Origin of the sequence: Tissierella pigra (assembly GCF_009695605.1) — a bacterium.
GTDB classification, from domain to species: Bacteria; Bacillota; Clostridia; order Tissierellales; family Tissierellaceae; genus Tissierella; species Tissierella pigra.
On record NZ_VUNQ01000017.1, the window covers coordinates 1 to 19,627 of the forward strand.

Sequence of the window (19,627 nt, forward strand, 5' to 3'; positions counted from 1 at the left end):
ATACAGATTAAAAGATAGAAAAGAGTATATGTCTTCTAGAAAAGAAATCACAAATACTCTTTTAAATAAATAAATTCTCTGCACTTTTTAAATGACTTTTTTATGTAGAATTAGATTGTCGTTGACAATGCTTGAAACTATTGAAAAATACGTGATTTCATGCATCTTTTTTCTTGTTTTTGACTGCTGAAAATGGTATAATATACTTAAATAAAAGCTCGAAAGAAAGGCTAAATTCCAATGACTGAAAACTCTTTAATACGAACTCTACAAGATACAATTGAATCTCAGAATAAAACCATAGAAGCTCTTAGAGAAGAGTTGAAAAGATCTAATGAAAATATGGAATATCTAATACAAAAACTCTATGGTAGAAAAACAGAAAAAACCTTTGCCATAGATGGTCAGCTAGTAATTAATGATATAGAACTAGGTTTATTCAATGAAGCAGAAAGCGAAATGGATCCAGCTGTTCTAGAACCAGTTCCATTTGAAGAGCCAATTAAAAGAACTAGAAAAGGATACAAGAGAAAAGATCTATTTAAAGATTTACCTAGCCACGACCAAGTATTTAAAATAGAAGAATCGAAACAAATATGCCCAACAGATGGCAATAGACTTTCCGTTGTAGGTAATAAATTCGTAAGATCAGAAATCAGATATGTACCAGCAGAAGTATCTGTAGTTAATATATACCAAGAAACATATGAATGCAGAACATGTAAGAAAGAAAACAGACCTGGGATGTTTAGTCCATCTACACCAGAGCCTGTACTTCAACATTCCTATGCTACTGATTCAAGCGTAGCATGGACAATGTATCAGAAATTTGTCCAAGCAGTACCACTGTATCGTCAAGAAAAAGATTGGAAGCAGATGGGATTTCCATTAAGCCGTGCAACCTTATCTAACTGGATCATAAAAACATCAGAAGAATGGCTAAATCCAGTAGTAGAAAAACTACATGAAGAACTCCTAAAGGAGAAATACTTACATGCCGATGAAACCCCAGTCCAAGTATTTAGAGAAGAAGGTAAAAAGAATACCACAAAATCCTACATGTGGGTCTACTCTACCTCAACTGATTCTAAACATGGAATCAGAATATTTAAATATGCTAAAGGTAGAACAGGCGACAATGCCAAGGACTTCCTGAAAGGTTTCAATGGATATCTACATACAGACGGCTATACTGGTTATGGTAAAGTGAAAGATATTCACCATTGTCTATGCTGGGCACATGTCAGAAGATATTTCAAGGATGCTCTTCCTAAGGATATGGAAAGTCCTGAAGCCACCTTACCTGCAACAGGAATAGCATATTGCAACCAGTTATTCGACTGGGAAAGAAAATTTAAAAGTCTATCACCAGAAGATAGGAAAAAGATGCGTCTGGAAAAGGAAAAACCAGTTTTAGATGCCTTTTGGTCATGGGTAGAAAGTTCAAATGAAAAAGTACTTCCTAAATCCAATATTGGGAAGGCTCTTCAATATGCCCTAAATCACAAAGAAAAATTAGAAACCTATTTAGAAGATGGAAACTGTGTAATCTCCAACAATATTGCAGAAAACAGCATACGCCCATTTACCATAGGTAGAAAGAATTGGACCTTCTGTGGTAGTCCTGAAGGAGCCAATGCAAGTGCATGTGTATATACACTAGTAGAAACAGCAAAAGCCAATGGACTAAACCCCTATAAATACTTAGAATTTGTATTATCAAGATTGCCAGGATCTGATTTCAAAACAAATCCCAAAATCTTAGATTTAATGATGCCTTGGGCTGAACTTATTCAAAAAACATGTAAAGCTTAATAAAAGACTCTATGGGAAGATGATACATTATCTTCCCATAGCTATCAATACATCTTTTATTGTACGCTTACATTGTTTCCCAAATTTATCATTAATTTTGTTTATTAATATTTTAATTTTTTCTTGTAATTTTGTTTCAAATTTGTTAGTTGATTTTTTCCAAACAAAGCTATATTTATTAGCATTTGCTTCGATTTTTGTTCCATCAATAAATATATTTTTATATTCTATTTCTCCTAATTCTCCTAGTTTTTTAACGAACTGATAGAATAAATCTTCTATAACTTCTGTAAGTTTTCCGCTCCTAAATCTAGCTATTGTATTATGATCAGGAGCCTTCTGGCCTTCTAATAGCCACATGAAGTTAATATCTCTTTTGCAAGCTATTTCAATTTTTCTTGTAGAATAGATATTATTCATATATGCATAAACTAAAATTTTAAAAAGAGTCTTTGGTGAAACTACTGGATTTCTCCCGAGATGAGAGTACGCTTTTTCTAAATTTCTATAATCTATTTCCTCCAGTATTTGGCTTAGTAGTCTCACAGAATCATTTTGTGGTATTAATATTTCTGTATTTACAGGAAGTACTAATTGATAAACATTACAATTTTTGCTATAATCTTTTTGTGTATTTGTTTTTTCCATAAAAAAATTATACACAAAAAACGGATTCTTTGGAATCCGTTTTTACTATTTTTTGATATCTTTTAGCTGTCTCATTTTATTTGTTATTTTTTATTTTGAGACAGCCCCTTTTTTATGTCAAAGGTAACCACTAAGTTATCTAATTACACTGCCTCTTCATTATAATATTGAGATTGAAAATTCTATAATTTGGTTAGAAGTTTTAAGATATTCAATTTATTAATAATCTTAAGTTTATTTATTTTAGTATGGGTATTTATAAAATACTAGATCAAATTTAATCCTTATTTATACAAAATTAGAAAAATAAAAGGAATGGAAGCTACCAAGGAAATCGTAGAAAAGCTATCTCTAAGGGATAGAACACAACTTGCCATTTATTATTATAAATTGTAAAGTAGATAATTATAATTAAACTCTATACTTTATAATCCATTAATATTTCACTAAAGGTTTATGTCGAAAAACAGGAGATAATATCGGAAAAAGTACATTGATATATACTTGTACATATAATACAATGTACTTAAATTAGTTTGTTATGTACTTGTCAATGTTATAGTAATTAAGAAAATCATAATATCCTGTAAATCTAAAATTACTCTAATTATAAGTTTTATTCCATAACAAATTATACTAATTTAATGGATATTAATCGGGAGGTGAATAGAGTGTCACTTAATCGAAGAAATATCATTAGATGTTTAATGGGTGTTTTGTCAATTATTTTTATCTTCAGTATTACTTCTGATGCAAGGTCACTTGATCCAGAAGTTCAAAGAAACCCTTCAGTAAAATCCACGAATAATCTGTTTCAAAATCTAAAAGCAAGATTTTCTACGGGGATAATTTGTGAGCATTGTTATGATGATATTTATCAGGGTATAGAAACAATATATGGTCGAACTGATAAGTCTGGTGAAATGTGTTCCCATTGTAATATTCAAGACTTTCATTTAACTAACGTATATGCCCGTAGAAAATCTTCAATGTGTCCTAATGGATGTACCTATAAGGATGTAGAATATTTACCAACTTTATATGAATGTACTCGTTTAAATGAAAGAAATAAATAGACAGACTTATTTATAAGATAAATTTAAAAAATTAATATATAGTTAATCTAAAATTCTAATACAATATTATTTTTAATATGGTATTGGAATTTTTTAATTGACAATCTGTACAAATCATATAAATCAAATTTATTTTTTACCAAATTACCTTTTATTTCCATCCCTATAGATATAATAAATAATCAAATAATCATTATAGAATAATATTATCATAGATATTACAATTAATATGCTATAATTATTATTGGTAAAAAATTTGTCAAATAAGGGGAGGAAAACATGAATAAGAGAAAATTATCATCATTTCTAGCAATTATTATGGTCTTATTTCTAATTGCAGGTTGTAGTGGAAATAAAGAACATCCAAATATAGTAAAAGATAGTGACTCAAATGTAACACCTAAGACAGAGGTATTTGACCCAAATATGAGCTTTGATAAAATACTTGAAGAAGCCAAAGGAGATACTGTTAGTTTCTATGGTTGGGGTGGAGATGAAGATAGAAATAAATGGTTAAGCCAAACTGTTGCTCCAATACTAAAGGAAAGATATGATATTACATTAGAAGTAGTTGGCATGGATATTGACAATATATTGGCTAAATTAGCCGGAGAAAAACAAGCTGGTTTAGAAGAAGGGTCAATAGATATGATATGGATTAATGGGGAAAATTTTTATTCTGCTAAAGAGAATGATTTACTATTTGGTCCCTTTGCAGAACAATTACCTAATTTTGAAAAATATATAGATACTGAAGATGAAGAAGTTAAAAATGATTTTGGCTTTACCATAGATGGCTATGAAGCACCATATGGTAAGGCACAAATGGTATTTATAAATGATAGTGCAACAACTTCAGAAACTCCAAAGAATGCTGAAGAATTCATGGAGTATTGTAAAAAATATGAAGGCAAAGTAACTTACCCTGCTTTGCCTGATTTTACAGGAAGTGCCTTTGTAAGAACTTTAATTTATGATGTAGTTGGACACGAGCAATTCTTAAATATGGAGGCAGATAAAGAAATAGTTAAAGCTGCAATAGAGCCTGCCTTAGAGTATTTAAAAGAATTGAATAAATACTTATGGAATCAAGGCAAAACTTTCCCTGCAACTTCAGGAGAAGTCAATAATATGTTTGAAGATGGTGAATTAGTTATGACTATGTCCTATGGTCCTTATTCAGTAGCCACAGGAATCGAAAAGGGTATATACAATGAAACTGTAAGAACATTTTTATTTGACAAAGGTACAGTAGGAAATACTAACTATATGGCTATTGCTAAAAACTCACCTAATAAGGCTGCTGCAATGGTGGCTATTAATGAAATCATTTCAGCTGAGATACAAGCAACTCAATTTGAAGAGTTAAGGTCCTTGCCTGTAGTCTCCTATGATAAATTAACCGACGCAGAAAAAGAAAGCTTTGATAAAATCAATATAGGCAAAGGAGTACTGCCACAAGATGAACTTCTTAGTAAACGTTTACCAGAAATGCCAGCTAATATTGTTCCTATAATAGAAGAAATCTGGTTAGAAGAAATAATAGGTAAATAGTAGCAAATAGTTAGGAGTGAATATTATGAATAAAAAAACACCCTATATACTTATAATGCCCATAGTATTGTTGGGTGTTCTTTTTATATTTGGAGTTATAAATGGAATTGTTCAAAGCTTTGGATATATTCCAGCTTTTGATCTTACAGACATCACTTTGGATTATTATATTGAGATACTTAATAGCCCTACTTTCCTTGATTCATTAAAAACAAGTTTGCAAATATCAATTATTTCTTCTATATTGGCAGTAATTTTAGGTACTATACTTACAGCTGCACTAGTATATACTGGACATACAGAAGGTAAAATCCTTCAAATAATTAAGCTTGCCATAATTATTCCCCATACTATAGTAGCATTATTTCTAATAAGTATACTTTCACAAAATGGTTTAATCGCTAGACTTTTTTACAAATTAGGATGGATTAGTTCACAGGGGGATTTTCCACTGTTACTATATACAAAAAATAACTTTGGAATTATATTAGGATATATATGGAAGGAGATACCCTTTGTTGCATACTTTAGCTTGGCTTTAATGTCCAGTATAAATAAAACTCTGGGAGAGGCTTCAGAAAACTTAGGTGCTTCTAAATTAAAGTCATTCTTTTATATAACTCTACCTTTAAGTATGCCTGCCATTGGAAAAGCCTTCTTGATTATTTTAACCTTTTCCTTTGGAGCTTATGATTTGCCATTTTTATTAGGTGCAACTATGCCAAAAGCACTACCTGTACAGGCACATATTGAATATATTCATCCAGATTTACGTCATAGGCCCTATGCTATGGCAATGAACGGATTAATATTAATAATAACTTGGACTATGGCAGGAATGTATTATTTAATAACTACAAAAAAGAATAAAAGGTGATATTGATGAAAAGTACTAATTCCAATAAACTATTAAAGATTTTTTTATACATTACTTTGTTTACAATATTAGCACCTATGGCAATACTTATTCTTTGGATTTTTGTAGGAAGATGGCCTTGGCCTAATTTATTACCAGCAACTTATTCCCTTAGAGCTATTAAAGAAATATTTGCACCTTATTCAAACGTATTTTCAATATTATTTTCAAGTATATTACTGTCTTTATCTGTAGCAATTTTATCAGCAATAATTGCTACGATCACTGCTCGAGCATTGGTATTATACGATTTCATAGGAAAAACAGTAATAGAATTTTTAACCATTGCCCCGATCTTAGTCCCAGGAGCTGTATTTGCCATGGGCATACATATAGTATTTATAAAACTGTCTTTAGCTGATACTGTATTAGGAGTAATAATAATACATTTAATATATACACTGCCTTATACTATAAATATTATGAAAGATTTAACAGAATCTGTAGGTAAGCAAATGGAGGTACAGGCTTATGTATTAGGGGCATCACCTTTAAAATCATTTATATATATTACATTTCCACTGCTTACACCAGGAATAATGGCAAGTATTAGTATGGCTTATATTACTTCATTCAGTCAGTATTTCATTACTTTACTAATAGGTGGAGGGACAGTAAAATCCTTTAATGTACTTATGGTACCATTTATAGCAAAGGGAGACCGTTCCCTGAGTTCTGCCTATGCTTTAGTATTTATTATATCTACACTTTTAGTTTTCCTAATTATAGATAAAATCATAAAAAAATTACCTTATCAAGATAATAAGGAGGAGATATAATTGGAATTAGAATTAAAAAACATATCTGTAACATTATCCAATAAAGAGATATTAAAATCTATAAATTTAAAAGTTGAAAACGGCGAATTCATATCTTTACTAGGTCCTTCTGGATGCGGAAAAAGCACTATGTTAAAAACAATAGCAGGTATAATAAATCAACATGAAGGTTCTGTTATATTAGGTGGAAATATAATAGACAATATACCACCTTACAAAAGAAAGACTGTTATTGTTTTTCAAGACTTTAGATTATTTCCCCATATGACAGTAGCTGAAAATATAGGTTTTCCGTTGAAAATACTTGGTGTTAATAAAAACAAATGCAGGGAAAGAGCTATAGAATTACTTAAAAAGGTTAAATTAGTTGGATATGAAAATAGACGAGTCCACGAAATGTCTGGAGGACAGATACAAAGAGTTGCTCTAGCACGTGCAATTGCAGCTGAGCCAACAGTATTATTATTAGACGAACCTTTCTCTAGTCTTGATACTAATTTAAGAAAGGACATGAGAGAATTAGTTTTGGAGCTGCAAAAAGAATATAAAATAACTACTATACTAGTTACCCATGATAAAGAAGAAGCTTTAATTATGTCAGATAAAATAGCTTTTATGTATAATGGACAAATAGAACAGTATACTACACCTAAAAATATTTTTAACAATCCTGCAAACACCATAGTAGCAGATTATTTCTTAGAAGGAACATATATTGATGGAGAAATAATGGATAATAGATTTCTTAGTGAACTATTTAATATAGATGTAAATAAAAATAATGGAAAATATAAATGCCTTATTAGACCTTTAGCTGTAAGGCCGTTTAAATCCCATGTTGGTGAATTCTTAGTAATCAATAAAATATATCAAGGAGATAATTATTTACTTAAATTAAATAGTACTATTAAAGACTTAACGCTAGAAAGTATTGTACCAGATTTTACAGATATTATGGAAGGTGATAAAGTCAATGTAGAAATTGTAAAGGATAAACTTATTTTCATACCAATGTAGAATTTTTCTATTGGTTATAAGTTTATCCTTAGGTTAAAATTAAAATTTTTCTCCAAAAATCCTATATTGATTATATACATGTTCTATATATTCATCTACATCCTTTATCTTTGGTATAATGACTTCTCGTGTTTTACCTTTTCCTATTAATAAGCCTTTTTTCATACTTTCCTCATCTGGTGAAATATTTATAGTATTTTTTATAAACAAATTAGGATTCAAAAGAGCTGCTGCTGACAATATATCCCAGATATATATTCCTTCGTTTTTAAATACATTCTTCTCTCTGTCAAACCAATATTCGCACTGAACATATAGCCATTTTTCAAAATCATTACCTTCTTTTAATGTTTCAAATCTTTCCCTTGTAAAAAATCCATCCAAACAAGTATTTCCTGTGGCTATAGTGATATTTTTTCCATGTTCCAAAACATTTAGACTCGCCTCAGCATTACAGGAAAAATTCAATTCGTTTAAAATCTTGTTGTTTATAACCAATGGTGCAGTTATTCCTCCCATTAGGGAAATGGATTTTATCTTTTCATAAAATTTATTATCTATTTTCCAGGCATCATATAAATTGGTCAATGAGCCTGTTGCTAATATACATAAATCTCCATTATATTTATTTACCATCTCTACTAAAAACTTTGCTGCTTTATTATTTTCATAGGAATCTTCTGACCCTTTATAGACTGGAATTTCTGGATAGCCAATATTTTTCATAAAGGAAATAGTATTGGGATATACAATATCTAAACTATTGTTGCCAAAGGTTGTACTTATACCTAATACTTCCACCTCCCTTTGGGCTAAAGCATATATAATCGCAAGACCATCATCTACATCACAACCATCTATGCCAAAGGTATTATCACAATCTATTATTATCTTTCTACCCATTAGTATCACTCCTGTTCTTTAAGAGAAAACAATGCTACTATTCACAAACCCTTTAAAATATAATAGAAATACACATTTACGGTTTCGGTCATGAATAATTCTATAGAGAATTCCAGCTAAAAATCCTACAACTTGCAAACTCGCTACGCTCAAACAGTGCAAGTTGCTTAACAGCTTTTCAGCTTACATTCTCTAAGAATTATAGTCATGCCCTGCAAATGTTCATTTAGTATTTTTATTATATTTATCTTATTTATCCTGAATAGTAACAAAACAATGCTCTGTTTTTTACGGAATTTATTCCTACTGATATTGTTTCCTTTGTACCAATTAGTTTACATAGGATATGCTCCACATTTGTATTGGACTTTGTTATCATACCTGCACAGGTAGCACAGTATACATATATCTTCTCATCATAGGCTTTAAACTTGTCCTGCATATTCTTAGTAAGTTCTTTTTCTTTTATAGATGCACATCCTCCTGCACCACAGCACTGAATTTCTCTTATTTCTTGGGTATCTCTTATATATTTTTCTATCATTTTATAGATTTGTCTGCTATCTTTATCTGGACAAGGTAAAAATAATGGTCCTTCTATTTTATTAGGATTCTCCTTAGAAATTAGACTCTCCATTATGTCCTTATGTTCATATATCATAGATACTTCAATATCCAAATTATTTTTAAAATAATAATAACAATTTGGACATAGTAATATAAGCCTTTTAATTCCTAATTCTTTAAATCTATTGTTTAATCTCTCTTTTACAATTTCTTTTTCCTTTGCCATATTCAAATCAGCTATAGGTTTACCACAACAATCAAATACAGTTGAAATTCCAAAGTCTTCCTTTAATTTTTTTGAGATAACCTTAGTTGTACTAGGATAATATGCTGAAAAATTACATCCTGGAAAAAAGGCAACTGTACTATTTACATCTTTATAATTTTTAAAGATATAGTTTCTTTTTTCTAAGAGTAATGCTCCATATCCATTTAAATATAGATTATATCCCTTTTCTATTTTACTTTTCCTTAAATCCAAGGATATTTGCCTACCATCTATATCAACTGGGCAAACTCTTTTACATTCTCCGCAAAGATAACAATTATAGGCGAGATTTGGTAAATTGGCATAATCCTTTAAATTTATATTATATTTTTTTAAAAACAAACAGCAATTTGTACATTTGCCACAGTCAATACATTTTTCATAGCTTGATTTCAAATCCTTCACCTTCTCATTTGTATAAATTCGCAATCTTTTTAATATCTTCTCCATTTCTATACATGTATTGTAGCCTTTGCATTCTTATCATAGTTTTTAATCTACCATTTTTTATAAAGCGTCTTTCTGAAGTTTCTATTTTTGCTTTTCCTAATGCTATTTTTTCACCACTATCTTTTATATCCATTGAAAGTTGATAATCTTCCATAATAGGTATGTCTCGAAACTCACCTAATTCATAAAAATAATCTCTAACTATGAATATTCCTTGATCTCCAAAAGCTATATTTCTTAATCTAACCCTTAAATTTGACATAAAGCCACATATTTTCATAAGAAAGTTTTTGCTATTAAATTTTATTTTAAAACATCCAACCTTATATCCTTGGGAAATTATTTTATGGATTTCATTGAGAAAATCATGGGGAAGCAAACTATCTGCATGTAGAAATAAAAGTATCTCTCCTTTTGATAATTTTGCTCCATAGTTCATTTGATTAGATCGACCTTTTTTCGGAGAATAGACAAGGCTATATTTTTCTTGGATTATTTTATCTGTGCCATCATTGCTGCCACCATCTACAAATATAATTTCACAACAATCTTTAAATTGTGCTAAATTATCCATTAATTCATTTATATTAGAAGCTTCATTATATACAGGAATTATAATTGAAACCTTATTATCCGATTTAATACTCATTTAGATATTCCTCTTTTATCATACTTAAAAACTCCTTAGACAAATAAGATTTAATCTTCTTATATGTGGAGTCATTGGATATAAGCTTATTTGGTTCTTGATATTCTACATAAGCCATTGCACACCATGTTATCCCTCTTAGACAATTCATAGATAGATAATTTTTTACAGAGTTCCAAAGTTCCTTTTCATCTTTGTATTGATTAGAGTTTTTACAATATTCTTTTATAAAGAAATCAATCTCTTCTTTAGATAGAATAATATCCGTTTTCCAAAATGTGGTTGTAGGTGCTAAAAAATGTCCTAAATCCTGTGCTGGATAGCCATATAATGGTTTTTCCCAGTCCACTATATAGTTATTGTCTCCTTCTCCATTTATAAGGAAATTTCCAGAATTTAGCTCTGTATTTATTATAGTTCTATTTCCTATATCTGTAGTTTTTATATTTCTTCCTTTTTCCAGTAAGTAATCTATACTATCTTTAATTTCCATATCCATATATTCTGATACTCTATATATTTCAAACATTTTCAGACATTCTTCATATATTGCTTCTATTGGATTTTCTGGTTTTATCAGATGATTAGTTTTTGAGATGGGATGGTTATGAATATCTGCTAAGGCTTTTGATGCAAGTTTTAAATCTTTTTTATAATCCAAATGTTTTCCTGAGAGATACTCCATAACTAAAAACCCATAAGGTATTAATTCCTTACTATCATCACAATATATAGGTTTTGGAGTTCTCTTAGTCATACTTAATAACTTTAAAGCATTATATTCATATCTAATTTGATTTTCTAATTTCATCTGACTAGCTGTGGCTATTCTCAGAATCAGCTTTTTATTATAAACTTTTGAATTAAAAATATAGTTAATATTATATTCTCCTTGTCCCAGTAAGATAAATTCTTCTTTCTGTTCTAATCCAAATCTTTCTATGAAGTCTTTATTTCTTCTTATATTATCTAAATTAATTTTATTCATATTTATCACACTTTTCCATTATTTCATTAACTAATTTCCTTGTATTTTCACAGGAAATACTCTTATCTTTATTTAATATTTCATAAAGTTTTAAAAAATCATTTTTGTCATCTATATCTAATTGAATATTTCCTTCCCCAAAGGATTTCTGTAAGTTTGTGATTTTATCTATGGTTTCCCTAAATACTGAGCTTGTACTATATCTTATATTGAATATATCCTTATTTTCATCCTTCATACCAATTAAATAATATCCTCCGTCATAGGTTGGAGAAATGACTATATCCTTAGTTTCTAGAATCTTAAAAGCTATTTCTATATCATTCTTATTTATTAAAGGAAGATCACTTCCTATAAGCACTGCATTATTATACCTTTTTAAAGAAAAAGATATAGCATTATACATCTTTTCTCCTAAATCTTTTCCTCTTTGTTTTAAGAAACATATATCTTCACCTATTATATCCCTTAAAACCTTTAGCTCACCATGATCTGAATAACTTATGATTATTTCTATTCCCATATCCTTTATATTGTTATAAATATCTTTTATAAATGCTGTCTGAAGCTTTACACATAAATCTTTATTTAAAAAAGATTCCAGTCTTGTTTTTGTCTTGCCTAATGTAGGTATTCTTGTAAAAAAAATAATTACTTTATTCTTCATCTTGCTCCTTTATGGTTAATAATTTGTATTTTTTATATAAATATGTTCCCAAAACCATCATTAAAAATATTATTAATAAGGCCATTAAAAACATTTTACTTCTATCTTCTGCATTTATAACTCCTTCTGTACCTATACTAAAGATAACAACTCCTGGAATCATAAACAAAAAAGTTCCTATAGTATATTTTACTATAGAAATATTTGTTATTCCATAAGCAAAGTTTTGAAGGTTAAATGGAAATATAGGAAGTAGTCTAGTTATCATTAAAATTAACAATTCCTTTTCAGAATCTGTTTGAAATATTATATTGTATAGTTTATCATTTTTCTTAACTAACTCCTCTATAGAATCCTTTAATAAATATCTGCTTAGAAGAAATGATAAAACTGCTCCTAAGGTTGCTCCTATTAAGCAATATAAACTCCCAATCCATGGACCAAATAGTCCACTGGCTATAACAGCAAAGGTAACTCCTGGCAAAGCTAAAACCGAAGATCCTATTATGGTAAATACTAAATATAAAGCTATTGAATACACATAATTATTATCTACAAAGTCAGAAACTTCTTTCAAATTCTTAGAATCTATTAAGGAACTCAATTGAAATTTTGTATTTAAAAATAATCCTAAAGCTACTATGAGCATAAAAATCAAAACTTTTTTATATTTGTTCATTATCCTTTTTCCTAGCCTTTGGCTCTCTTGAATTAAATATATTTCTTATTAGTACAATAAATATTGATAATGCAAATAAAATAAGAAGCCCTGTCACTAATAATTGTACTCCACCTGATAGCATACCTCCAACGTAAGAATAAATTATGGTTGCTGGTAATTGTCCTATTCCTGTTGCTATAAAGAAGGGTATAAAAGCCATGGAAGTTAGACCTGCTGCATAGCTTACAAGATCAAAAGACATAAATGGAAGTAATCTAGCTATTAATATAGAATATTTTCCATACTTTTCAAAGAAATTATCAATGCTTTCTAATCCTGCCTTACTTGTCAATTTTTCTACTATATCTCTACCTAGTACACGGGATATATAAAAACATAATGCTGCTCCTAACATTGCACTTACCCAAGATAATATAGCCCCTTGCCACCATCCAAATAAATTTGCATTGGCAAATGTAATTAAAAATGCTGGTAACGGTGCCATTACTGATTGAAATATCATTAATCCCGCTGATACTAACATTGCATAGGTACCATATTCATCAATAAAGTCCCTAACAACTGTAAAGTCTCCTGTTGCAAACATTGCAGATATATTATTTACTAATTGATTTACATTATGGTTGAAAAAATATAATAAAACTAATATTAAGATTATACCTACAAGAATTACTTTTGATTTATGTTTCAATAGGTTTTCCTTCATTGTTCACCTCAACTAAAAGTATTTTTTTTGTTAAATGGCTATTTATTTAAAAATATTTTTAAATAAATAGCCATTTATATTAATTATTCTAAAAGACCTTTATAATCGTCTCCGCCTTCTTCCCAGGCTTTCATTCCACCTTCTAATGTATAAATTTGATCTGCTGATATTCCCATTTCCAGCATTAAATCTGTAGCTTTTTGTGCATAGGATTTTCCTGAGTAACACACTAATGCGTATTTGCTGTCAGAATTTCCAAGTTCATTTCCTGTTGCTTCCTTAAGAGCTACTTTTAAATTTTCTGTTCCTTTAGCATCGTCTCCGCCTTTATTAGCAGCATCCACATCTCCTGAAATAGAACCTACTATATGACTTGTATTAAAGTCCTCTACTTTTCTTACATCTAAAATAATGTATTCCCCAGCGTCTGATTCTATAGATGTTTTTAAATCTTCTTTTGCAACATACTGCATTGGATTTGCTTCTGCATTTCCCTGCTCTGCTTTTTGTCCACAAGCTACTAATAATAATGATAAAATTAATAGAACTGACATTAATTTTAATGATTTGTTTTTCATAATATCTATACCTCCAAAATATTTTTTATCCATCTTACATTGTACAGTAAGGCATACTTAAAAACAAATAGATATTATTTATAAATTTTATTCTCACTATTGATATTTTAAATAGTATTTACTATATTTACATTACTAATTTTTAGTCTCTCTACATTGCCTCTTCATTATAATACTGTGCTTGGGAGTTCCATAGTTCATAGTATTTTCCATCTATATCCTTCAATAAACTTTCATGGTTTCCCTTTTGAACTATCCTCCCCTCATGGAATACTGCTATTTCATCACAGAACCTGCAGGATGATAATCTATGGGATATATAAAAGGCTGTCTTGGTGCCTACTAATTCGTTGAACTTAGAATATATTTCAAATTCTGCTATAGGGTCCAAGGCTGATGTTGGTTCATCTAATATAATAATAGGTGCATTACGATATAAGGCCCTAGCCAAAGCTATTTTTTGCGCCTCTCCACCTGAAATCTCCACGCCATCTTCATCAAAATCTTTATATAATGGGGTCTCAACTCCTTTAGACAAAGTAGCTAATCTTTCCTTTAATCCTGCTTTAATTAATATATCTTCTACCTTGCTAATATTATAATCTACAGATGCAGCCACATTTTGTCCCAAGGAAAATGAAAATAACTTAAAATCTTGAAATACTATGGAAAATAAATTCAAATATTCATCATAATCATATTTCTTTATATCTATTCCATTTAAAAGTATTTCTCCTTCGTCTGGGTCATAGAGCCTACACAACAACTTGATAAAAGTAGTTTTTCCTGAGCCATTCATACCTACTATGGCAAGTCGTTCCCCTATATTTAATTTCATAGAAATATTCTTTAGTACATAATTATTCGTCTTTGGATATTTGAAAGATACATTTCTAAATTCTATTTCATATTCATCATCATCTCTTTTTTCTACTGGCAATGTTCCCTTATATTTCTCTCCCTCTATATTTAAAAAATCCATATATAACTGTAGATATTGATTATTAGCCTTTAATCCTACTATAGCCATTAGCACCATACCGCTTCCTGCCATAAATTGATTTATACTTCCTGTATATTTGACTATATTTCCTATGGTAATGGAACCACTCATGGCTTTTAACCCTACAAATATATATACTAAACCGGATAATAATGATGAAATAAATCCGTTGGCTGCACCATATTTAATATTATCAGAAATAATTTCATTTAATATCTGATGGAATCCATTGCACATATTTTCAGATTTTTTATTGAGTAAAGGCTGTTGATGATATAACCTTACACTCTTACCCGAGTTATAGTCTGAAATTTGATCATAGTAAAAGAAAAACATTCTATTATAGCTGATCATTCTATTGAAAGAATTAAAAAATTTATTCTGTGAGTTTTCTTTTAGCTTTAGATTGTAAATTGTACATATAACCAATATAGCTATAAAAATCATATTGAATATTGTAGAATTTATAAATCCAATAGATTCTCCCACATTTGAATTCACTTTGAAAATCTCCATTATCAATATAATACTTGTGAATAACGTAACTAAACCTGTGATTAATTCATCAAAATAATTAACAAGAGCATATACTCCTCCACCATTCATGCTTTCTCCTTCTGTTATTTTTGTTCTTAGAATATGGGTTTCTGGGTTTTCCACATGTTGATAATCCATACTTATTATTTTTTCATTTATCCTCATGTCTTGATTTTGCCACATTATTCTAGCCAATAATCCCTTTAGATGTCCAAACCCTGTGGATAAAAGATGAATAATAAGATTTAACCCAATTGTAATACCTACAAGGAAAATAAGTCTATCCACATCTTTTGTTCTTAGTAATTCGTCTATTATTTTTGAGGACATATAGATATTTATAAAAGGCATTATAGATTTAAAAAATGAATTAATAATAGTAACTGGAATCACCCAAGGCTGTAGTATATGAATTTCTTTTAATCCAAATTTAAGAATCTGTATATCTTTTTTCATTCTCTGCACCCCCTATATTATCTTTATAATAATGAGCCTGCATATCATACATTTCCTTATATATTCCGCCCTTATTCATTAGACTATTATGATCGCCTTCTTCTACTATCTCACCATCTTTAAGAAAAACTATTCTATCACAAAATCTAGTAGAAGATAATCTATGAGATATAAATATGGAGGTTTTTTCCTTCGTCAATTCATTGTATTTCTGGTATATTTCATTTTCAGCTATAGGATCTAAAGCCGCAGTTGGCTCATCTAGTATAATAATAGGTCCATCCTTATATAATGCAGCAGCTAAAGCTAATTTCTGTTTTTCTCCCCCCGATAAATCTATGGCATCATCATAGACAGATTTTAACATTAGAGTCTTTTTACCTTTTTCTAAAGATTTTACCTTCTCCATTAATCCAGACATATTAAGGACTTTATCCATCATTTCCTCATCAATATCTTCCTCTAACTGGGATGCAATATTTTCTTCTATGGACATAGGAAGTAAATATATATCTTGAAATACTACAGAAAATAGCTTGTAATACTCATCTCTATTATATAAGGTGGATTTCTTATCATTTATATATATTTCGCCTTTAGTAGGAGCATATAATCCACAGAGTAATTTAACTAAGGTAGTTTTTCCTGCACCATTTATTCCTACTAATGCTAACTTCTCTCCTTTTCTTATATGAAGATTAATATTTTTAATAGTATAGTCTTCTGCTTCTGGATATTTGTAGAAAACATTTCTTAGTTCTATATCACAGGGTAATTCATATTCTTTTGGTAACTCTACTCCAGTACCTCTATTCATCTTATCTTCCATCTCTAGAAATTCTCTTAAATCCATGGTTTCTAAATGAACTCTATTTAATTCATTTATACTTTTTACTATGGCTGATAACCAAGTAGAAAATCCAGCAGTTGCTCCAAAGTATAATACAAAATTGCCTATACTCATATTTTTATATAATACAGAATAAATCAAAATTCCATAGGCTATGCCATCTCTTAAAAAACCTAATAATCCATCTATAATATTAGCAAGATATTTTCTAGATATATTTTGCTTTTGTAGCTTTATTCTTTTATATAAAAATATATTATACATCTCTTTAAACCATAAAGACATATTATATAATCTTAAATCCTTAGCAGCCTTAAAATCTCCTGACTTTTCCCTTATATATCTAAGCTTCTTTTCTATTGGTGCTAAATTAGATTTATTTTTATATTCAAATTTATTTGCGTAGTCTCCCATAAAATAATTAGTTAAAGAAGAAATAACAATAAATAGCGCAAACAATGGATGGATAGTAAATATTATGCTTCCATATAAAACTAAACCTACTATATTTGATATTAATTCTACAGAAACTTTAATTATAGCTTCTGTAGCAGAACCATTATTTTCTGTTGCCATAAATGCCTTCATAAATTTGTTTTGTCCTTGTGATCCATCTATATTTTCAAAATCTGTATCATTAGCCTTATGGATTAGTATTTGGATGTATCTAAATCTATAGATTACTCCTCCAAATAATGTCTTAAAGTATGAGCCTTTCAACATTGTTTCCACTATTATAATACCAATTATAGGTATTCCAATATTTATTAGGAGTTTAGTTATGCCTACATTTTCTACAATAGAATCTATCAGTACTTTAGGCAGGTAAATGCTAAGTAAAGGTCCAAGTACTAATAAAGGAATTTGTATAATGAAAAATCCGAATAATCCCTTATCCCAATTCCACATATTTTTCATTAAATATCTTAGATTTTCAAATAAAGAATATTTTTTCTTAAATATCTTTTCTTCCATAATCTCCATCACCTCAACTATATCATAGCATTACATCTATATTTATGTAAAAAAAAGCACCAATGGTTCAATTTACGACACCAATGGTACTATAGGGGTAAAATTATCTCTGTTGCAAAAACACCTTCTTCATTTTGTCTATTTATAAATCCATTATATTTTTTTACTATACTATCTACCCTTTTTAAGCCAAATCCATGGTTTATCCCTAGTTTTGTACTTAAATATTCTAAGTTAATTTTCTTTACTTCTCCACCTATAGAGTTAGTTATGGATATATATAGCTGACTTTTCATTTCTCTTATATAGATTCTTATGAATCTTTCATCTAAATTCTCCAATTTCATAGTAGCTTCCATGGCATTATCCATTAGATTTCCAATAATCACACAAAGATCCATATCTAAAATCTTCAAATCCTTTGGAACTGTTGCTTTGGCATTGATTTTTATATCATTGCTAATAGCTATAGATAATTTACTGTTTAAAATTGCATCTACCATTATATTTCCTGTTTTAATAACTGTATCTATATTGGTTAAGTCCTTATGTAATTCACTAAGATATTTATCCATGTCTTCATACTTTCCCAAGGAAAGATATGCCTTCATCACCTGTATATGATTATGATAGTCATGTCTCCAACCTCTCATTTGTTTATAAACATTTTCCACTTCATTAAAATGTTTAGATATAAGTTCATTTTGATAATTATTAATTCTTCTATCTACTAACCTATTGAATACATATCTACATATCAAAAATATAGCTCCTATTAATAGAGATATACCTATGGGCAAAAATAAAATCTTGCTATTCATCTACCTCACCCCTAAAGTATCTAATAAACTCCTTATTAACTTTAGAATATAGTCTCCTACTGACAGGAATGGTCTCTTTATTATCTAACTCTATATCTGTTTTTCCTATTCTCTTTATATGTTTCAAGCCTACTATATAGGACCTATGGCATCTTATAAAGAGTTTCGCATCTAACTCCTTTTCTATAACACCGATGTTCTTTCGGGTAGTATATATTCCATCTATTGTATGAATATCTATAGAATGAGAAAAAGCCTCTATATATATTATGTCCTTCTCCTTTATTCTAGTAATTTTCCCTTCTACATCTATAAGAAGTATCTTTTCTTCCATATGAATCTTTTTCACTGATTTATCTAAACATTCATATAGTTTAGTTTCTATTATAGGTTTTATTAGATAATTTATGGCATCTACTTCATAGCCTTCTCCTATATAATCTGAAATAGCAGTAATAAAAACTATATTTAATAGATTATCTTCTGTTCTTATTTTTTTCGCCAAATCTACTCCATTTATTCCAGACATTTCTATATCTAAAAGGAGTATATTATATTTCTTGTCCATACTCCAACTAAATTCAAAGGACTCACCACTATAAAAACATTCTATATTTACTTTTAGATTGTTTTTAGTCTCCCAGTTCTTTACATATTTTTTCAATAATTCTACCTGTACCTTTTCATCATCACATATGGCTATATTAACTATCTGAGACATT

Annotated in this window: 19 protein-coding genes; 6 read left to right on the forward strand and 13 right to left on the reverse strand. The window is 29.2% G+C overall.

Going from position 1 to position 19,627, the window contains the following annotated elements:
* Window positions 1-240 precede the first annotated feature (240 nt).
* On the forward strand, window positions 241-1,815 hold the full coding sequence (tnpC, locus tag FYJ83_RS09165) for an IS66 family transposase (protein ID WP_229768549.1): 1,575 nt from the start codon (window positions 241-243) through the stop codon (window positions 1,813-1,815).
* A 27-nt stretch (window positions 1,816-1,842) separates the two neighbouring features.
* Here tnpC and FYJ83_RS09170 read toward each other — a convergent pair whose 3' ends face one another.
* Complete coding sequence (locus FYJ83_RS09170) at window positions 1,843-2,463, reverse strand: transposase (protein ID WP_154440027.1); 621 nt, start codon at window positions 2,461-2,463, stop codon at window positions 1,843-1,845.
* A gap of 671 nt (window positions 2,464-3,134) precedes the next feature.
* Between FYJ83_RS09170 and FYJ83_RS09175 the strand changes: the two genes are divergently transcribed.
* The 5 genes from FYJ83_RS09175 to FYJ83_RS09195 all read left to right on the forward strand — a co-directional run bounded on the left by FYJ83_RS09175 (window position 3,135) and on the right by FYJ83_RS09195 (window position 7,805).
* On the forward strand, window positions 3,135-3,539 hold the full coding sequence (locus FYJ83_RS09175) for a hypothetical protein (protein WP_154440028.1): 405 nt from the start codon (window positions 3,135-3,137) through the stop codon (window positions 3,537-3,539).
* A 279-nt stretch (window positions 3,540-3,818) separates the two neighbouring features.
* Window positions 3,819-5,093 (forward strand): ABC transporter substrate-binding protein, encoded by a 1,275-nt coding sequence (locus FYJ83_RS09180; RefSeq protein ID WP_154440029.1) that lies wholly within the window; start codon window positions 3,819-3,821, stop codon window positions 5,091-5,093.
* A 25-nt stretch (window positions 5,094-5,118) separates the two neighbouring features.
* A complete protein-coding gene (locus FYJ83_RS09185) occupies window positions 5,119-5,970 on the forward strand; it encodes an ABC transporter permease (protein WP_154440030.1) in 852 nt (283 codons plus the stop codon).
* Window positions 5,971-5,975: 5 nt separating this feature from the next.
* Complete coding sequence (locus FYJ83_RS09190) at window positions 5,976-6,788, forward strand: ABC transporter permease (RefSeq protein ID WP_154440031.1); 813 nt, start codon at window positions 5,976-5,978, stop codon at window positions 6,786-6,788.
* Entirely contained in the window at window positions 6,789-7,805 is a 1,017-nt protein-coding gene (locus FYJ83_RS09195) for an ABC transporter ATP-binding protein (protein ID WP_154440032.1), read from the forward strand.
* Between the two features lie 39 nt (window positions 7,806-7,844).
* On the opposite strand, the gene FYJ83_RS09200 is transcribed toward FYJ83_RS09195, so the two are convergent.
* The 12 genes from FYJ83_RS09200 to FYJ83_RS09255 all read right to left on the reverse strand — a co-directional run bounded on the left by FYJ83_RS09200 (window position 7,845) and on the right by FYJ83_RS09255 (window position 19,626).
* Window positions 7,845-8,708: a nucleoside hydrolase gene (locus FYJ83_RS09200; protein ID WP_154440033.1), complete on the reverse strand. Its 864-nt coding sequence runs from the start codon at window positions 8,706-8,708 to the stop codon at window positions 7,845-7,847.
* 253 nt (window positions 8,709-8,961) lie between these two features.
* Complete coding sequence (locus FYJ83_RS09205) at window positions 8,962-9,993, reverse strand: heterodisulfide reductase-related iron-sulfur binding cluster (RefSeq protein WP_154440034.1); 1,032 nt, start codon at window positions 9,991-9,993, stop codon at window positions 8,962-8,964.
* The gene (locus FYJ83_RS09210) at window positions 9,953-10,642 is read right to left on the reverse strand and encodes a TIGR04283 family arsenosugar biosynthesis glycosyltransferase (RefSeq protein WP_154440035.1); all 690 of its coding nucleotides are present in this window, start codon (window positions 10,640-10,642) and stop codon (window positions 9,953-9,955) included. The genes FYJ83_RS09205 and FYJ83_RS09210 overlap by 41 nt, the downstream gene beginning before the upstream one ends.
* On the reverse strand, window positions 10,632-11,630 hold the full coding sequence (locus FYJ83_RS09215) for an aminoglycoside phosphotransferase family protein (protein ID WP_154440036.1): 999 nt from the start codon (window positions 11,628-11,630) through the stop codon (window positions 10,632-10,634). Before FYJ83_RS09215 ends, FYJ83_RS09210 begins: the two co-directional genes overlap by 11 nt.
* Window positions 11,623-12,297, reverse strand: coding sequence for a TIGR04282 family arsenosugar biosynthesis glycosyltransferase (locus FYJ83_RS09220; protein ID WP_154440037.1), 675 nt, complete (start codon window positions 12,295-12,297; stop codon window positions 11,623-11,625). The genes FYJ83_RS09215 and FYJ83_RS09220 overlap by 8 nt, the downstream gene beginning before the upstream one ends.
* On the reverse strand, window positions 12,287-12,976 hold the full coding sequence (locus FYJ83_RS09225) for a TVP38/TMEM64 family protein (RefSeq protein ID WP_154440038.1): 690 nt from the start codon (window positions 12,974-12,976) through the stop codon (window positions 12,287-12,289). Before FYJ83_RS09225 ends, FYJ83_RS09220 begins: the two co-directional genes overlap by 11 nt.
* The gene (locus FYJ83_RS09230; protein ID WP_154440039.1) at window positions 12,963-13,685 is read right to left on the reverse strand and encodes a TVP38/TMEM64 family protein; all 723 of its coding nucleotides are present in this window, start codon (window positions 13,683-13,685) and stop codon (window positions 12,963-12,965) included. Before FYJ83_RS09230 ends, FYJ83_RS09225 begins: the two co-directional genes overlap by 14 nt.
* Before the next feature lie 83 nt (window positions 13,686-13,768).
* Window positions 13,769-14,263, reverse strand: a complete 495-nt coding sequence (locus FYJ83_RS09235) for a rhodanese-like domain-containing protein (protein WP_195837970.1) — start codon at window positions 14,261-14,263, stop codon at window positions 13,769-13,771.
* A 151-nt stretch (window positions 14,264-14,414) separates the two neighbouring features.
* Window positions 14,415-16,259, reverse strand: coding sequence for an ABC transporter ATP-binding protein (locus FYJ83_RS09240; RefSeq protein WP_154440041.1), 1,845 nt, complete (start codon window positions 16,257-16,259; stop codon window positions 14,415-14,417).
* Window positions 16,234-18,084 (reverse strand): ABC transporter ATP-binding protein, encoded by a 1,851-nt coding sequence (locus tag FYJ83_RS09245; RefSeq protein ID WP_195837971.1) that lies wholly within the window; start codon window positions 18,082-18,084, stop codon window positions 16,234-16,236. Before FYJ83_RS09245 ends, FYJ83_RS09240 begins: the two co-directional genes overlap by 26 nt.
* Before the next feature lie 89 nt (window positions 18,085-18,173).
* Entirely contained in the window at window positions 18,174-18,905 is a 732-nt protein-coding gene (locus tag FYJ83_RS09250; protein WP_154440043.1) for a sensor histidine kinase, read from the reverse strand.
* Window positions 18,898-19,626, reverse strand: a complete 729-nt coding sequence (locus FYJ83_RS09255) for a LytR/AlgR family response regulator transcription factor (protein WP_154440044.1) — start codon at window positions 19,624-19,626, stop codon at window positions 18,898-18,900. Before FYJ83_RS09255 ends, FYJ83_RS09250 begins: the two co-directional genes overlap by 8 nt.
* Window position 19,627: the final 1 nt, after the last annotated feature.

Bases quoted from the DNA above. Each gene is read 5' to 3' on its own strand.
- FYJ83_RS09180 (WP_154440029.1), top strand. From the start codon at position 3,819: ATGAATAAGAGAAAATTATCATCATTTCTAGCAATTATTATGGTCTTA.
- FYJ83_RS09220 (WP_154440037.1), bottom strand. From the start codon at position 12,297: ATGAAGAATAAAGTAATTATTTTTTTTACAAGAATACCTACATTAGGC.
- FYJ83_RS09255 (WP_154440044.1), bottom strand. From the start codon at position 19,626: ATGTCTCAGATAGTTAATATAGCCATATGTGATGATGAAAAGGTACAG.
- FYJ83_RS09240 (WP_154440041.1), bottom strand. From the start codon at position 16,259: ATGAAAAAAGATATACAGATTCTTAAATTTGGATTAAAAGAAATTCAT.
- FYJ83_RS09250 (WP_154440043.1), bottom strand. From the start codon at position 18,905: ATGAATAGCAAGATTTTATTTTTGCCCATAGGTATATCTCTATTAATA.
- FYJ83_RS09185 (WP_154440030.1), top strand. From the start codon at position 5,119: ATGAATAAAAAAACACCCTATATACTTATAATGCCCATAGTATTGTTG.
- tnpC (WP_229768549.1), top strand. From the start codon at position 241: ATGACTGAAAACTCTTTAATACGAACTCTACAAGATACAATTGAATCT.
- FYJ83_RS09225 (WP_154440038.1), bottom strand. From the start codon at position 12,976: ATGAACAAATATAAAAAAGTTTTGATTTTTATGCTCATAGTAGCTTTA.
- FYJ83_RS09235 (WP_195837970.1), bottom strand. From the start codon at position 14,263: ATGAAAAACAAATCATTAAAATTAATGTCAGTTCTATTAATTTTATCA.
- FYJ83_RS09190 (WP_154440031.1), top strand. From the start codon at position 5,976: ATGAAAAGTACTAATTCCAATAAACTATTAAAGATTTTTTTATACATT.
- FYJ83_RS09210 (WP_154440035.1), bottom strand. From the start codon at position 10,642: ATGAGTATTAAATCGGATAATAAGGTTTCAATTATAATTCCTGTATAT.
- FYJ83_RS09230 (WP_154440039.1), bottom strand. From the start codon at position 13,685: ATGAAGGAAAACCTATTGAAACATAAATCAAAAGTAATTCTTGTAGGT.
- FYJ83_RS09245 (WP_195837971.1), bottom strand. From the start codon at position 18,084: ATGGAAGAAAAGATATTTAAGAAAAAATATTCTTTATTTGAAAATCTA.
- FYJ83_RS09205 (WP_154440034.1), bottom strand. From the start codon at position 9,993: ATGGAGAAGATATTAAAAAGATTGCGAATTTATACAAATGAGAAGGTG.
- FYJ83_RS09200 (WP_154440033.1), bottom strand. From the start codon at position 8,708: ATGGGTAGAAAGATAATAATAGATTGTGATAATACCTTTGGCATAGAT.
- FYJ83_RS09170 (WP_154440027.1), bottom strand. From the start codon at position 2,463: ATGGAAAAAACAAATACACAAAAAGATTATAGCAAAAATTGTAATGTT.
- FYJ83_RS09215 (WP_154440036.1), bottom strand. From the start codon at position 11,630: ATGAATAAAATTAATTTAGATAATATAAGAAGAAATAAAGACTTCATA.